This is a genomic window from Aquirufa sp. A-Brett2-W8, assembly GCF_054558755.1.
Map to the genome: position 1 here is coordinate 21610 of NZ_JBPXKS010000006.1, position 15373 is coordinate 36982.

A 15373-nucleotide genomic window follows, 5' to 3' on the forward strand; every position below is an offset into this window, starting at 1 on the left:
AATTAATCGAGTGAATACCCGAATGAACGCAGCTTGTCGGTCTTCGCACGCCAATCCGGCTCCACTTTGACAAACTGCTCTAAAAATACTTTTTTACCAAAAAACTTCTCTAAATCCTCCCTCGCCTGGATACCCACTTTCTTGATATTTTCTCCTTTATGTCCTATGATGATCGCACGTTGCGACACCCGTTCCACATAAATTTCTGTAGCAATACGTAAAATAGTCGGCTCTTCCTTAAAGGATGTAACCACTACCTCACAAGAATAAGGAATCTCCTTCTTGTAATTCAAGAAAATCTTCTCTCTAACAATCTCAGAGGCAAAGAATTTTTCTGGTTTATCCGTCAGTTCGTCCTTATCAAAAAAGGGCGGATGAACTGGCAAATGTTCCATGAGGTGACTAAAGATTTGGTCCAAATGAACCGATTCTAAAGCCGATATAGGAATAATCGGACGACCGGGGAAAATCCCCTGCCAATACGCGACTTTCTCCTCTAATTTCTCTATGGTCACTAAATCGATCTTGTTTAATAAAACAAGAATAGGTGTTTCTGTGAAATCTTTCCAATTGGTCAAAAAGTCCAAATCTTCAAATTCATCAAATACATCCGTCACATACAACACGACATCCGCATCCTCTATGGAGCTTTTAACGAAAGACATCATGGATTTATGCAATTCGTACTTAGGTAATAAAACCCCAGGCGTATCTGAGTAAACGATCTGGTATTCAGTACCCTTATGTTCTCCGTTCAGCATCCCCAAAATTCGGTGACGCGTAGTTTGCGCCTTCGAGCTCACAATCGAAAGCCTTTCCCCCACTAATGCATTCATCAGCGTGCTCTTTCCTACATTGGGTTTCCCAATAATACTGATAAAGCCTGCCTTGTGTTCCGGGGTCATAGAAATGTAAATAAAAGCTGCCTTAACTGGGAAAGACAAGAATAATATCTATAAAGATACTTGTTTTTTCTGAAAGAAACGTGCATCTTTGCACTCCCAATTATATCGCGGGGTGGAGCAGTTGGTAGCTCGTTGGGCTCATAACCCAAAGGTCGTCAGTTCGAGTCTGGCCCCCGCTACATTGAAAAGAGGTCTTGCAAAAGACCTCTTTTTTTATGCCCCAAAATCATCCCAAGACTTGACCGCTAAATAAATACAAGACCGCTTAATAATTCTTTTTACTAAATATCTTCTCAAATAGCTTAGGTTTGTTTGTAATCTGACCAAAGAATGAGAAAAACCTTGAAAATTCCCGGAATAGATCAATGCCCAGTGGAGGACATTGTCAGCATTGAAGGAAAAGGTAATTATACCACGATCTTTTTAAAGAATGGCCAAACCATTCTGATGGCTAAGACACTTAAGAAATTTGAATCTCAACTGCGATTAGGCACTTTCCTTCGCATTCACAAGTCTTATTTAGTCAACAAGCTAAATGTGATAGGGCATGACTTAATCGATACCAAGACGGTCAAAACAATTTTAAATCAATCGCTTCCCGTATCTCGCAGAAAACTAGATCTCGTCAGGGGGCAATTAAGCTAAAACATAATAACATAAAAAAAGGGCCTCGATTTTCATCGAGGCCCTTTTCATTTATTTACTAAAGCTTAGTTCCCTTGAGGAGACATTAAGCTGAAGAATTGATCTAATTTAGGCGTTACAATAATCTCCGTACGGCGATTCTCCTTGCGACCTTTAGCTGTTTTATTCGCTGTTGCTGGCTCATATTCTCCGCGTCCTCCTGCCGTTAAGCGCTCTGGATCCACATCGAATTTCGTTTGCAATACTCGAACCACTGAAGTAGCACGCTTAGCCGATAAATCCCAGTTATCTTGAATACAATCCGTAGAAATAGGCTGAGAATCTGTGTGTCCTTCTACTAATACGTCTAGCTCTTTGTGGTCATTCAATACTTTCGCCACCTTCGCTAAAACTGCTATTGCTTTCGCATTTACCACTGAGCTACCTGAAGCAAACATTAAGTTATCAGAGATAGAGATATAAACCACCCCTTTCTTCACTTCTACCGTTACATCTTCATCATTCACATCCGCTAAAGAACGCTTTAAGTTCATCACTAAAGATAAATTCATTGAGTCTTTACGTTGAATAGACGAGTTCAAATCCTTAATGTATTTTCCTTGCTCATTTAAGGCATCTAATGACTTACGGATACTTTCAGCACCTGATTTATTGATAACAGAAAGATCAGATAAACGATCTAATAAGTTAGTATTTGTCTTTTTGAAGTAATCCAATTGCTCTTGTAAAGTTTTCAATTGGCCATTTTTTGCTTCTAAATCCGAATCTCTCTTCTTTAATTCACCTTGAAGGCTAGCTGTTAAAGATTGACAATCCGATAAGTCTGCTTTTGATTTAGACAAAGCTGAGCTACTAGATGCTTGTAATTGAGTTAATTGTGATTCCAAATCCGCTAATTTCTTCTTTCCTACACAGGAAGTGAATAAGAAAGGCATTAACGCGAATACCAAAATTAATTTTTTCATAACGCTTATGTTTTTATTTATCTGACAAAAATAAGGATCTACTTTAATACTTGTATCCCGAAATACGTTTTTTTCTAGATAGTTTTTAATATTTCTCCCGCATCGACTTCCATTACTTGATTTACAGAGGCCATAACTTCGAAAAAAGTCTTCATTTTTTCTGGCTCTACTCGATCATAAATCAACTTATTGAAGGCAATTACACCTTTTTTAGCCTGATCACGCTTCTTCTTTCCTATCTCGGTTAAAAAAATCTTAACCACCCGCTTGTCTTCATAATTAGCCGAACGCTCGATCCACTTCTTGTCCTCTAGGGTCTTCAGCATTCGGGTCAAAGAACGCGCTTCTAATCCCAAGGCTGGAGCGATTTTCGTAGCCGGAGTTCCATTTTTATCTATATGCAACAACACATAGCCAATGGCCATGGTCATATCAAACTGCGCTGCATAGGTGTTATACATGCGACTGATGGCATACCATCCCGTCTTAATATGGAAATCAATCGTATCTTCTGCTTTCATGTGAATCCTATTTGTAGGCAAACCTACCTTTGGGCAAAAATGGACTAAAAAAAAATAGGATGCAAGCATCCTATTTCCAAATTCCTATAAAAGCAATTGATTATTGTACTCGATTACCCTTCATTCTTTTCGAATTTACTTTCAATCCATTCAATGAAGATTTCATAATCATCAAACGAACACGTGGTGTTTTAGTCACGGACTTAGTCAAACCTTCGTATTTCTCATTGTAAACCAGGTATTTACTACCTTCAAAATTTAAACGAGAAATAGTAGAGTTACCCGTCTCATCCACTAGTTGATAAAAATATTCTCCACGCTCTCCTAAAACAGGTGCAAAGATTAAGCTGTTTGATTCTTTAGCCGGATTATCAAAAGAAACCAATAATTTATCTCCGTCTTCTTTTAATAAAGTCCCAGGAGTTTGCTTCTCTAAATTGACGCGATTTATCGACTTACCGTTTTTAAAAACTAAGGCTCCTGCTTTCACATTCGCATCTGTCGAGTTCATCTCTCTTTCTAAAATCAAGCCGTTATCATTGTAGAACTGGATCTTTTGAAGCGGAATATTGCTTTCCTTTACGGTGGCTAAAATTGATCCTGTTAAGAAGGCCTTTTCTGAGCATGAGCTAAATAAGACCGTTGAAAATAATAAGATGGCAAGTTTTTTCATGAGAATGTTAGTTAACGCCTTCGGCTAAAACAAGTACTCGATTATTCAAAACTTCAACAACTCCTCCTTCGATTTGAAAGACCGTTTTATCCGCTGATAATTCTCCTTTAGCTAAAGTAGAAACAATCGCTGCGTGGTCATTTAAAATTTGGAAGGAACCATTAACGCCAGGCAAAGTCACAACAGATGCTTCTGCTGAAAATACTTTACGATCCGGTGTAATAATTTCTACAAACATAATTTTATTTATTTAGCAGCTTCAGCTAATAATTTCTCTCCTTTTACTACCGCATCCTCAATGGTTCCCACTAAATTGAAAGCAGCTTCTGGTAAATTGTCATAACCTCCGTCAATGATTCCGTTGAAACCTTTGATCGTATCGTTAATGTCAACAAGAACGCCTTTTAAGCCTGTAAATTGTTCTGCCACAAAGAAAGGTTGTGACAAGAAACGCTGAACACGGCGAGCGCGAGAAACGACTAATTTATCTTCTTCAGATAATTCATCCAAACCTAAGATCGCGATGATATCTTGTAATTCCTTGTAACGTTGTAAAATTTCTTTCACCCGTTGAGCTGTATTGTAGTGAGAATCTCCTAAAACTTCAGCAGATAAAATACGGGATGACGAATCTAATGGATCCACCGCTGGGTAGATACCTAATTCTGCAATCTTACGTGATAATACGGTTGTTGCATCTAAGTGGGCAAACGTAGTTGCTGGAGCTGGATCCGTTAAGTCATCGGCAGGTACGTAAACCGCTTGTACCGATGTAATGGAACCACGCTTCGTCGAAGTGATACGCTCTTGCATCGCACCCATTTCTGTAGCTAGGGTTGGTTGGTAACCTACCGCAGATGGCATACGACCTAATAGGGCAGATACCTCAGAACCCGCTTGTGTAAAACGGAAGATGTTATCGATAAAGAATAGGATATCACGACCTTGACCTTCGCCATCCCCATCACGGAAATATTCCGCTACGGTTAATCCTGATAAAGCTACACGTGCACGTGCTCCAGGAGGCTCGTTCATTTGACCGAACACTAAGGTGGCTTGAGACTTCGCAAGTTCTGTTTGATCTACTTTAGATAGATCCCACTCACCCGCTTCCATTGCGTGCTTAAATTCCTCACCATACTTAATAACGCCTGACTCAATCATCTCACGTAATAAGTCGTTACCCTCACGAGTACGCTCACCTACACCTGCGAATACCGAAAGACCTTCGTATGCTTTAGCAATATTATTAATCAACTCCATGATCAATACGGTTTTACCTACACCGGCACCACCGAACAAACCAATTTTACCTCCTTTAACATAAGGAGCTAATAAGTCAATCACTTTAATTCCTGTGAATAAAACTTCTGTTGTAGTTGCTAATTCATCAAATTTAGGCGCTGCACGGTGAATCGGCAGACCTTTATCAGACTTAGGCTGAGCGATACCATCGATGGCATCCCCTACTACGTTAAACAAACGCCCTTTAATTCCTTCGCCAGTCGGCATCGTCATCGGAGTTCCTTTATCGATTACCTCTTGACCGCGTTGAAGACCTTCCGTTCCTTCCATCGCAATTGTTCTTACACGATCCTCTCCTAAGTGTTGTTGCACCTCAAGAACAAGCGTTTGACCATTTGATTTCGTTACTGAAAGAGCATTCAAGATCGCTGGTAAATGTGATCCTTCACCTTCGAAGCTCACATCGACAACGGGTCCAATTACTTGCGTAACTTTTCCTTTATTAACTGCGTTTGCCATTTGAATTTTAATTTGTTAGCTAAAAAACTAAATTTTAAGTTGTTTACGAATGCATGTAACATTCGGACTGCAAAATTAGCCTCTAAATTCGAATTTACCAAAACTGAAATTAGTATTTTTCAACTATTTTTTGCCAAAATCAGGCAATTTCTTTGAATGAATCGTAGTTTGTATGAAATTTAGGAATTCATTTTTGGACCAAAATATGAGCTGGACTCTCCCCTCCTTTTCGAAAAGTATATATTATGCTAGTTTAACCCTGCTTTTAGCGTCCATCGCACTATGGATTCAAGGGGGTTCGGAAATTTTTCATTGGGTGGAAGTCTCAGAAATGATGCCCTTTGAAAAAGTAGTGGACTCGCAAGCCGGTCAAAATTTACATAGCACGGTCTATTTTATTCGCCAAAACTTCCAGATTCAATCTACCTCCTTAGATGCAACTCCGGAAATCATCGGATTTACACTCGCGATCATCGGGGTTTTTGCTTTGTTGTTTTCTTTATTAGCGGTTTGGCAAGCCCTATTAGGGGCCACTTTATGGATTGGAATCGTCAGTTGTAGCCTTTCCGATGCATCCTTTTCTTCTTTAGCCCAGATCGTAAGTGGGCAGATTTTTAGCCTGAGTCTAGTGGCTTTAGCTGGTTTATCTTTATTAAGTTCCGCTAGTATTCCTACGTTTTTAATGGGAATGGCACATGGGCGCGAAAGAGCCGCTTCTAAAAAGAATCGCACTATTTTGGGATTAGTTTGGGGGATAAATCTGTTATTGACTTTCGGGAATCAACGATTCGACTTAGGGGTTCGAACGGCCATCCCAGCTTTCATTTGGATTCTTTTAGCTGTGGGGATTTATATTTACCAAAACAAAGACAACAAAACCCTGGTGGGTTTAGGTCTGCTTTCTTTATCAGCCTTAATTCCCCTTTTGTGGCATCGCAATACCCCTGGAATTCAAGCTATTGAAAGCTGGAATCTAATTAACCAGGTAATTATGGGATTGGTATTCCCTTTGTTTATCCTTCGGAATTTTGGTCCATTACTGATCCAAAATCTTCCCATACACAAGGTTATTCACAAGGCCGCTCTGCTGCCGCTACATTTAATTCAGATTGGTATTCTTTTACTCAGCATGGGAGCTGTATTTGCCTTTAATTCAAGCGCCTATCACCTTGGAATGGCTGCTAAGGAAAACTATGCAGGGGATATTTCTAGCTTAGTAGGGGATCAACAAATGGCTGAAATTCAATATAAAAACGCCACCTTACACAGTCGAATAAATACAAAAAGTAATCTGAGTCTCGCGGCGCTTGCCCAGCAGGCGGGCGACACGGAGACTTTTGCTTATTATGTAGCAGCAAGTCAAAGCACAAAGCAAGATCCTGCGCTTTCCGTGGCTTTAGCGAATGTTTTCGCAGCGGAAAATCATCCTTTTGATGCCCTGTTCACGTTGCAGAAAAGCGATTTGAACGATCCGCGCATTGCGACACAAATCGCTTTGCAATACGAAAGACTCGCCTCCCCTGATTCTGCGGCCTATTTTTACGAACGCGCCCATGCTCTCGACCCGGAGAATCCACTATATGCCGGCAATAATCTTTATTCTGATGTTATTTACCGTAAACTTAAACCAGCATTTACTGCTTCAGAGGATCTGGGCATTCAGGCTAACCTCTTAGCCGCTGGGGTTCCCACCGCACCCATGAATCCTTCCTTTGTACCTAAGGCTGATTTACAAGATTTAGTTTATCTATATAATGGATTGGTGTTTTGGAAAGGAAAGGCACCCACTTATGATTTACAGACTTGGCAAAAAACGCATGCGAATTTGTTCCCAGAACTAGCCCTTTTAAAATCATGGCAAGCGTTTTACCACGAGAAACCATTGCTTGCCTTGAACCAATTAAATTTGACTATCGCTTCAGACACCGCTCAGGGGCAAACACTTCCGGGCATTTTAGCTTTTTGGAAATACGCCTCAGCCTATCCTGTGAAAACGGCGCCCATCACTACTGCTTCACAAGCGCGCAAAATGCTAGAAAAACACCCTTTCCAAGTAGCTGTCTTGCAGCAAGCGCTCCCTCTTATTCCTGCCAAAACCGGATACGATGCTGCCTTAGCTGCCTTGCAATGGAACGAACAAAATCCTGCTTATTATCCGATCTATGCCCATCAAGCCTTATTACTAGGTGAAATTTCGTATGCAGAAGAGGCAATGGAAAAATTAAAAACGCTAGACCCGGCAATTTATAGGTCCGAACTAACAAGCTATTTAACTGATAAACAACGCGCTCTCCAAAAAACAAATTTTTAAGGCTTGTATAATTAATGGAGATTCTGTACTTTTGCAGTCCTTATTAATTTAAGTAGCGGAGTAAATGGTTCTTTCGCTGCTTAACCATTTAAAGAACCATCTTTTATGAATCAAAAAATTCGCATTAAACTGAAGTCATTTGACCACTCATTAGTAGACAAATCGGCTGAAAAAATCGTTAAAGCGGTAAAAGCTACAGGAGCAGTTGTTTCTGGCCCTATTCCACTTCCAACGAAAATTGAAAAATTCACTGTTTTACGTTCACCACACGTTAACAAGAAAGCACGTGAGCAATTTCAATTATGTACTTACAAGCGTCTAATTGACATTTTTTCTTCTTCTGCTAAAACAGTAGATGCATTAATGAAATTAGAATTGCCATCAGGAGTAGACGTAGAAATCAAGGTTTAAGGACCAGTTTAGCGAGGGCCTAACCGCCGAAAGCTCAACAAATAAATAGTTGTTTTACCTTTGCAGGCCATAAATGAAAGTTTAGGCTGCTTTAACAAATAAAGAAATGAAAAGAACTTTTCAACCCTCCGTACGTAAGAGAAAGAACAAACACGGTTTCCGTGAGCGTATGTCTACGGCAAACGGTCGTCGCGTATTGACAAACCGTCGTGCTAAAGGACGTCACAAGTTATCTGTTTCAGACGAAAAAAGAGGCAAATAAGCCATAGATCTTAGAAAGGAAGATTTCTGGTTTGCTATTGTTGTACACTTAGTATTCCTGCTTTGAAATTTACATTTTCTAAATCAGAGCGTCTAACGCACATTAAAATTATAGATTCCTTATTCGAAAAGGATAGTCGAATCGTTAAAGAACGATTTGTCTATCCTTTTCGTGTTTTATACATCCAGGAGAATCCTTTTGAAAAGGATTTAGAGAATCCTCAGATTTTAATTTCTGTTCCGAAGCGTCGTTTCGCCAAAGCAGTGGACAGAAATACCCTAAAACGTCGCATCCGCGAGGCTTATCGATTAAACAAACCCCATTTTCAAATCGAAGGAAAGGCGAAGCTTCCAGATGTATTGGCTTTTGTCTATATTGGCTCTACAATTGAACCATCGGACAAAATCCACAAAAAAATGGTCGCCATCCTCGATAAATTTACCCAGCCGAATGAAACAAGTAGCTAAGATTTCTTTATTCCTTTTGTTGGGATTGGGTTTGTGGGCATTTAATCGGGCTGACCAGCTTTTTGACCTAGCTAAAAACCTGGACATCTATGCCAGTGTGATTAAAGAATTGAATCAATTTTATGTGGATCCGATCGACCCTAACAAGGCCGTGCAAAATTCCATTGACGGAATGCTAGACCAATTAGACCCTTATACGGTCTATTATCCGGAAGAGGATTTGGACGAATTCACTACGTTAACAACGGGGAAATACGAAGGAATCGGCATCCGGGCTTCCTGGATAGACAAAGCTTATTATATCACCTTCGTGGACGAAAATAGCCCCGCATTGCAAGCTGGCTTACAGATAGGGGATCAAGTAGTATCCATCAATAGCAATCCTATAACTGAAGATTCTGATCCAGGACTACTAATTAAAGGCCCTCGAGATAGTAAGCTTGTCGCAGAAATTAAACGTGGGGACACGCAGATGACCTTAAGCATCAACAGGTCCACCGTTCAAATCAAAAATGTAGGCTACGCTGGCATCATTCGACCAGGAATCGCTTACATCGAATTAGAAGAATTCAATCAATCGGCTACCAAAGAAATGAAAGCAGCCCTGGTTCAACTGAAGAAGGACGGGATGAAGAAATTGATTTTGGACTTACGTAATAATCCAGGTGGTTTGTTGACCCAAGCGGTCGATATTTGCAATCTATTTTTAGAGAAAGAAACACCCATTGTGAGTACAAAGGGTAAATTAAAGGAGTGGAATGCGACCTACAAGGCGTTGAATTCGAGTTGGGATACCAGCCTGCCTATACTCGTTTTGATCAACCAAAATTCGGCCTCCGCAGCCGAGATTGTGGCGGGCGTTTTGCAGGATTATGATCGAGCGACAGTGGTGGGGCAACGGAGTTTTGGAAAAGGTTTAGTGCAAGTAACGCGCGATTTGCCTTACCGAGCTAAATTAAAGATTACCACAGCTAAATACTATATCCCGAGTGGACGATGCATTCAGGCCATTGATTATTCTGAAAAAAAGGACACCACGAAACAAGAATTTAAAACACGTAATGGTAGAAAGGTGAATGCTGGTGGAGGTATTGAGCCCGATGTTTTTGTGGGCAGACCACAGGCAAACAGTTTGACACAGCAATTGTTAAAAGAGAAAATCGTCTTCCAATATGCCCGCTTGTATAAATTAAAACATGCACATATCTCAGCGGCGGCAAGTTTTCACTTGAATGAGGCCGAATATGGCGAATTTGTACACTGGGTGAAGTCAAGCAAGTTTATCTACGAAAGTCCTTTGGAAAAACAAATGCGGGATGTCTTAAAGGAAACGCAAAAAGATAATTTATACGCGAATTTAACTAAGGAGTTAGATCGCCTACAACCGGAATGGGATTCGTCCATTGTGAAAGAACTACAAGGCAACAAGAAAGTAATTGCGGCGCTTTTAGAGCAAGAAATTGTGCACCATTATTACCTGAAAAAAGGTATTAATGAATGGTCTTTTACACATGACCCTACCCTCTTAAAGGGGATTGAATTAATTACATTGACAAAATGAGCCTGATACTTAGTTTAGAAACTTCCACGCTAAATTGTTCCATTGCCTTGCATGAAAAGGGGCAATTGATTAGTCATGAATTAGTCTCAGAGGAGAGATCCCATTCGAAGGCTTTGACCTTGCTGATCGAAAAAGCAATGAAGACTGCTGGTAAAAAATTAGCTGATTTAGCAGCCGTGGCAGTTTCAAATGGACCGGGCTCTTATACTGGATTACGTATTGGTTTAGCCACGGCAAAGGGAATATGCTTTGCTTTAGACAAGCCCTTGATTTGCTTACCTACTCTGCAGATTTTAGCATCCGAAGTTCAAACTCCGAAGGGATGCTTACTTTTGCCCTTGTTAGATGCCCGAAGAATGGAAGTTTATGCGGCCGTTTATGATGCGCAATTAAAAGAAATGATGCCGCAGCAGGCACATATTTTAGGGGATGATTCATTTCAAGATTATGCGCCTTTGATTGCCTTCGGTAATGGAGCTGCTAAATGGCAAGCATCTTGCAAGCATCAGTCAATCACCTTTTTAGACGAGCCTTTGTGCCCTGACGCAGCCCAAATGGGTCATTTAGCTTATGAAGCTTATTTGAACCAAAGATTCGAGAATCTCGTTACAAAAGAGCCCGACTATTTAAAAGAGTATATGGGGACAAAACCGACTTTAAAATCGCTTTAAAATCACTTTAAAATGGCAGAGGAAATTATTAATCGGGTGAACCAAAGTGGACTAACGCAAATCGACCTAGAAGATTTACGTGTGGCTGGTGACCGACTATTTATCGATATCAAGGATCAATTATTTCAAGGGATTGCCTTGCGAGAAAAAGACTTTCGCACATTTATAGCTGACCAAGATTGGTCGAGCTATCAAGATAAACATGTAGCCGTGGGATGCAGCGCAGATGCCATCATTCCTACTTGGGCCTATATGTTATTGGGTGTTTCTTTGACTCCATTTGCCAAAACCTTGGTATTTGGCGATTTACATGATTTAGAAAAGGTTTTATTCGACCAGGCGCTTGCAAAAATTAATCCAACAGATTTTCAAGATGCTAAAATCGTCATAAAAGGTTGTTCGAAAGAATCCGTTCCTACTGAAGTGTATCTAAAAATCACCCAATTATTACAGCCGGTAGCAAAGAGCTTGTTTTTTGGAGAACCTTGCTCTACGGTTCCGCTTTATAAAAGAAAATAGTACTTTTGACCTATGTCATCCGAAACGCAAGCACAATACCAATTTATTGATAAAATTATCCAGCATCATTTAGGTGAAAACACCGAAGTAAAGGATTTAGAATTTTTCTATGGGGGTAATTTTAATTTAGCAGTGCGCGTTAAATTGAAAAATGAGGAGGAGTATTTTATCAAATGGAACCAGGGCGATCACCAAGGTTTGTTCGAAGCTGAGGCCAAGAACCTAGATTTGATGGGGAAAACCTCCTCCATCTCAGTGCCTAGCGTGATAGGCGCAGGTGCCATGGAAGAAAAAGAATACCTGATGATGGAATGTATTCCATCAGGAGAAAAGGTGGCAAAATATTGGCCTGATTTTGGTGAAAAAATAGCGCTTTTGCATAAAAATACTAGCCCAAAAGGACACGGGTTAGATTATACGAACTACTTAGGTGCTGCCTCGCAGGTTAACACCTGGAATAAAGATGGAGTGGCCTTTTTTACGGAGAATCGCCTGCGTAAGCAACTTGCGCAAGCAGTATACGATCGCAAAATCGACTCCGCTTTAGAGACTAAATTCGAATCACTCTTTGAAAAATTACCTTCCCTACTTCCGAATGAAGCATCTGCTTTGATTCATGGGGACCTTTGGTCTGGAAATGCCATGACGAACCCCGATGGCTTAATTACGCTAGTGGATCCAGCTTGTTATTACGGCTTACGAGAGGCTGAAATTGCCTTCACAACGATGTTTGGTGGATTTGATGAGGCATTCTATGAAGCCTATAACGCGAATTTTCCGATACAAAAAGGATATCATGAACGAATTCCCTTGTATAATTTATATCCACTTTTAGTGCACGTAAATCTATTCGGCGAAGGCTATTTGCCTGCTGTTAAAAAGATTGTAGATACATATTAACCACTTCGTCTACGTCACTTGCTCCTGGAAAAAACGATACCAGTTTTCGTAAGATTTCTTCCATAACCGCGTCTGGACAAGAGGCCCCGCAAGTTAAAAGCACGCGAACTTTCTGATTAGAGGGGATAAAAGAGAATGACATACACTCCTGTTTTACGGCATTATCAAAATGCAATACCTGGTTTTCAGAAATAAGTTTTTCCGCATTCTTTATGAAATAGGTGGGTAATTTCTCCACACACAGATCAACTAAATGGGCCGTATTAGAGGAATTATACCCTCCCGCTACTATAGCGAAATCGGCCTTTTCTGCTAATAAACCGTAGGTTGAACTTTGGTTATCATTTGTTGCATAACAAAGCGTGTCACGCGTGTCCGCAAAATAATCCTTTATGTTTTCTGGAGCAACTTGGAAGTGGAGACGAATGATTTGGCGTAAATAATCCACAATTTCTTGCGTATCTGTTGCGAGCATGGTCGTCTGATTTACCACACCAATACGCTTCAAATCTTTCGAAGGGTCAAAACCAGGCGAATACTGTCCAGCGAATTCTGCATAGAACTCGTCTGCCGATTTTTCTTGTTTAATATAAGCGGCCAAAGCAATAGTCTGCTTCATGTCCCTCACAATCAACGTAGGAGTAATCGCCTGAGAATGCGAAAATGTAGCCTTGGTCTCCTCATGACTCGGCTTTCCATGCACGATGACCGTATATTCTTTTTTCCCAATGGCATCCGCACGATTCCAAACCTTCTCTACAAAAGGACAAGTCGTGTCGTAGGCATAGGGGTCGATTCCACGTGATTGCAAAATCGATTGTATCTCTAAAGTAGTCCCAAAAGCAGGAACGATGACCACATCCTCTGAACTTAGTTCCTCCCAGTCAACTAGTTGATTACCTGACGTATCCTGAATAAATCGAACACCTCGATCAAATAAATCTGCATTAACGGCAGGATTATGAATCATTTCTGAAAGCAAAAAGATGCGGCGATCCGGGTTTTGATCAATAATTTGATAGGCTGTTTCTACTGCATTTTCCACCCCATAACAAAAGCCGAAATGACGAGAAAGAAGTACTTCTACGGGACCAAAATCAAGGTGAGTAGGCGTAAAATCTTTCTTTAATTTATCCTTAACTCGCCTCGCCTCTTTCACTCGACCGATCAAGTTGCTCTTAAACAAAGAGGGTATTGAGAAGGATTTCATTTTTTTTAAGATTCTTTTGTTCGTTAGGAGAAGTGGTTTTGCAAGTTCTTGCATTTTATAAACTGATTTTTTGGTTATTGGTTTTCAAAATTACGACATCTACGGCAATTAATCATTTTTTGTGCCTAATTTGCACCTCATTTAATCATAAATCCACATGGAATTCGAGCCGGCATTAGTAATTGAAGAATGGGAGATGATTCTCGATTTTTTTGAAAACTCGTTTGGCAAGCGTCCTTCGGAGATGGAGCCTATTTTATTACTGATAGGCGTTCAGGAATTAGGTCAAGGACATGCGCATTTTACTAAAGAACAAAAGCAAGATCTACTGCACATCGCCACCTGTAAGGTGTTGAGCTATAGCCATTTTTACCAATTAGAAGGATTGGATGAGGACGGCTGGCCGCATTGGGAAAATACCCAAGCGATTCCTTCTTTGCCCCTAAAAGAGCAGGAAATTCTTTTGAAAGCACATGTTATTCATTATTTCAAAACAGAGGTATTCCCGAATGAAAATAATTAGTTATAACGTGAACGGCATTCGTGCCGCGATTACAAAAGGTTTCGTTACTTGGCTTCAGGAAGAAAATCCCGATATAGTTTGCATTCAAGAGTTGAAAGCAGATATTGAGCAAGTTGATTTGAAAGAAATCTTCGCTTTAGGCTATGAAGTTTTTTGGCATTCTGCCCAGAAAAAAGGCTATTCCGGAGTGGCTATATTTAGTAAGGTTAGGCCAAATAACGTGTCTGTAGGTTGCGGAATTGACAAATACGATGCTGAAGGTCGCGTGCTGCGCGCCGATTATGACGGATTCTCCGTGATGAGCGTCTACATGCCCTCTGGTTCCAGTGGGGATGAAAGACAAGCCTTTAAAATGGACTGGCTAGCCGATTTTCAAAATTATATTAATACCCTTAAGATTGAATTCCCGCATTTAATCATTTCGGGTGATTACAATATTTGCCACAAAGCCATCGATATTCATAACCCGAAAGGAAATACGACCAGTTCTGGTTTCTTACCGGAAGAGCGTGAATGGATGGAAGGATTTGTGAACCGTGGTTTTGTAGATTCCTTCAGAGCCATTAACGCTGATCCGCACCACTATAGCTGGTGGTCTTACCGCGCGGGAGCTCGGGACAAAAACTTGGGCTGGCGCATTGATTACCAGATGGTATCTGAGGCTTTGGCAGAAAAAATCCAACATGCCTCTATCCTTCCTGACGTTAAACATTCGGACCATTGTCCTATCGTACTACTCTTAAATAGCTAAATTATGCACTTTGAAAAACACGTATTTATCTGCGCTAATGATAAAGACGCCCCTAAAAAATGTTGTGGCTCTGGTCACGGAATGGAATTAGTAGATGCCTTTAGAGCGAGTTATGCTGCGCAAGGTGGAACAGCTAAAATCCGTGTGCAAAAATCTGGATGCCTTGATTTCTGTGGAAAAGGTCCCACGATGGTCGTTTATCCTGAAGGCGTTTTCTATGGTAACGTACAAGTAGCAGATGTGGCAGAGATCACAAAATCGCATTTAATCGAAGATGAAATTGTGACTCGCCTTCAAATTCAATAAATTGCCGT

General features: G+C 40.5%; 19 protein-coding genes and 1 tRNA gene. 13 read left to right on the forward strand and 7 right to left on the reverse strand.

Translation table 11 applies throughout. From position 1 onward, the window contains the following. Positions 1-2: 2 nt before the first annotated feature. The gene (gene era / locus ACST13_RS06455; RefSeq protein WP_459522396.1) at positions 3-905 is read right to left on the reverse strand and encodes a GTPase Era; all 903 of its coding nucleotides are present in this window, start codon (positions 903-905) and stop codon (positions 3-5) included. Positions 906-1011: 106 nt separating this feature from the next. On the opposite strand from era, the gene ACST13_RS06460 reads away from it, so the two are divergent. Further along, positions 1012-1084, forward strand: a tRNA-Met gene (locus tag ACST13_RS06460). A 151-nt stretch (positions 1085-1235) separates the two neighbouring features. Then, positions 1236-1550: a LytR/AlgR family response regulator transcription factor gene (locus ACST13_RS06465; protein ID WP_459522397.1), complete on the forward strand. Its 315-nt coding sequence runs from the start codon at positions 1236-1238 to the stop codon at positions 1548-1550. 65 nt (positions 1551-1615) lie between these two features. On the opposite strand, the gene ACST13_RS06470 is transcribed toward ACST13_RS06465, so the two are convergent. The 5 genes from ACST13_RS06470 to atpD form a co-directional block, all read right to left on the reverse strand. Beyond that, positions 1616-2515, reverse strand: coding sequence for an OmpA family protein (locus ACST13_RS06470; RefSeq protein WP_459522398.1), 900 nt, complete (start codon positions 2513-2515; stop codon positions 1616-1618). 74 nt (positions 2516-2589) lie between these two features. Continuing rightward, the gene (locus tag ACST13_RS06475; RefSeq protein WP_459463418.1) at positions 2590-3036 is read right to left on the reverse strand and encodes a MarR family winged helix-turn-helix transcriptional regulator; all 447 of its coding nucleotides are present in this window, start codon (positions 3034-3036) and stop codon (positions 2590-2592) included. A gap of 100 nt (positions 3037-3136) precedes the next feature. Next, the gene (locus ACST13_RS06480; RefSeq protein ID WP_459522399.1) at positions 3137-3709 is read right to left on the reverse strand and encodes a hypothetical protein; all 573 of its coding nucleotides are present in this window, start codon (positions 3707-3709) and stop codon (positions 3137-3139) included. Between the two features lie 7 nt (positions 3710-3716). Continuing rightward, positions 3717-3947 carry a FoF1 ATP synthase subunit delta/epsilon gene (locus ACST13_RS06485; RefSeq protein WP_459463414.1) on the reverse strand — a complete coding sequence of 77 codons (231 nt, stop codon included), beginning with the start codon at positions 3945-3947 and terminating at the stop codon, positions 3717-3719. Positions 3948-3955: 8 nt separating this feature from the next. Further along, the gene (atpD, locus tag ACST13_RS06490; protein WP_459522400.1) at positions 3956-5473 is read right to left on the reverse strand and encodes a F0F1 ATP synthase subunit beta; all 1518 of its coding nucleotides are present in this window, start codon (positions 5471-5473) and stop codon (positions 3956-3958) included. A gap of 205 nt (positions 5474-5678) precedes the next feature. Here atpD and ACST13_RS06495 point away from each other — a divergent pair, with 205 nt between their 5' ends. From ACST13_RS06495 to ACST13_RS06530, 8 genes are all read left to right on the forward strand, one after another. Further along, positions 5679-7784, forward strand: a complete 2106-nt coding sequence (locus tag ACST13_RS06495; protein ID WP_459522401.1) for a tetratricopeptide repeat protein — start codon at positions 5679-5681, stop codon at positions 7782-7784. A gap of 105 nt (positions 7785-7889) precedes the next feature. Then, positions 7890-8195, forward strand: coding sequence for a 30S ribosomal protein S10 (rpsJ, locus tag ACST13_RS06500; RefSeq protein ID WP_130895342.1), 306 nt, complete (start codon positions 7890-7892; stop codon positions 8193-8195). Between the two features lie 106 nt (positions 8196-8301). After that, positions 8302-8457 carry a 50S ribosomal protein L34 gene (rpmH, locus tag ACST13_RS06505; protein ID WP_459463408.1) on the forward strand — a complete coding sequence of 52 codons (156 nt, stop codon included), beginning with the start codon at positions 8302-8304 and terminating at the stop codon, positions 8455-8457. 62 nt (positions 8458-8519) lie between these two features. Beyond that, positions 8520-8924, forward strand: a complete 405-nt coding sequence (locus ACST13_RS06510) for a ribonuclease P protein component (protein ID WP_459522402.1) — start codon at positions 8520-8522, stop codon at positions 8922-8924. Further along, entirely contained in the window at positions 8908-10485 is a 1578-nt protein-coding gene (locus ACST13_RS06515; RefSeq protein WP_459522403.1) for a S41 family peptidase, read from the forward strand. The genes ACST13_RS06510 and ACST13_RS06515 overlap by 17 nt, the downstream gene beginning before the upstream one ends. Next, positions 10482-11156, forward strand: coding sequence for a tRNA (adenosine(37)-N6)-threonylcarbamoyltransferase complex dimerization subunit type 1 TsaB (gene tsaB, locus ACST13_RS06520; RefSeq protein ID WP_459522404.1), 675 nt, complete (start codon positions 10482-10484; stop codon positions 11154-11156). The genes ACST13_RS06515 and tsaB overlap by 4 nt, the downstream gene beginning before the upstream one ends. 12 nt (positions 11157-11168) lie before the next feature. Beyond that, positions 11169-11675, forward strand: coding sequence for a DUF2480 family protein (locus tag ACST13_RS06525; protein ID WP_459522405.1), 507 nt, complete (start codon positions 11169-11171; stop codon positions 11673-11675). 12 nt (positions 11676-11687) lie between these two features. Next, positions 11688-12575, forward strand: coding sequence for a fructosamine kinase family protein (locus tag ACST13_RS06530; RefSeq protein WP_459522406.1), 888 nt, complete (start codon positions 11688-11690; stop codon positions 12573-12575). Here ACST13_RS06530 and ACST13_RS06535 read toward each other — a convergent pair. After that, entirely contained in the window at positions 12550-13785 is a 1236-nt protein-coding gene (locus ACST13_RS06535) for a 4-hydroxy-3-methylbut-2-enyl diphosphate reductase (RefSeq protein ID WP_459522407.1), read from the reverse strand. The genes ACST13_RS06530 and ACST13_RS06535 overlap by 26 nt on opposite strands. A gap of 157 nt (positions 13786-13942) precedes the next feature. Here ACST13_RS06535 and ACST13_RS06540 point away from each other — a divergent pair, with 157 nt between their 5' ends. From ACST13_RS06540 to ACST13_RS06550, 3 genes are read left to right on the forward strand one after another with little or no spacing between them, the layout of a single operon-like run. Next, positions 13943-14308, forward strand: a complete 366-nt coding sequence (locus ACST13_RS06540) for a hypothetical protein (protein WP_459522408.1) — start codon at positions 13943-13945, stop codon at positions 14306-14308. Further along, complete coding sequence (locus ACST13_RS06545) at positions 14295-15059, forward strand: exodeoxyribonuclease III (protein ID WP_459522409.1); 765 nt, start codon at positions 14295-14297, stop codon at positions 15057-15059. The genes ACST13_RS06540 and ACST13_RS06545 overlap by 14 nt, the downstream gene beginning before the upstream one ends. A 3-nt stretch (positions 15060-15062) precedes the next feature. Further along, the gene (locus ACST13_RS06550) at positions 15063-15365 is read left to right on the forward strand and encodes a (2Fe-2S) ferredoxin domain-containing protein (RefSeq protein WP_130895352.1); all 303 of its coding nucleotides are present in this window, start codon (positions 15063-15065) and stop codon (positions 15363-15365) included. Positions 15366-15373 lie beyond the last annotated feature (8 nt).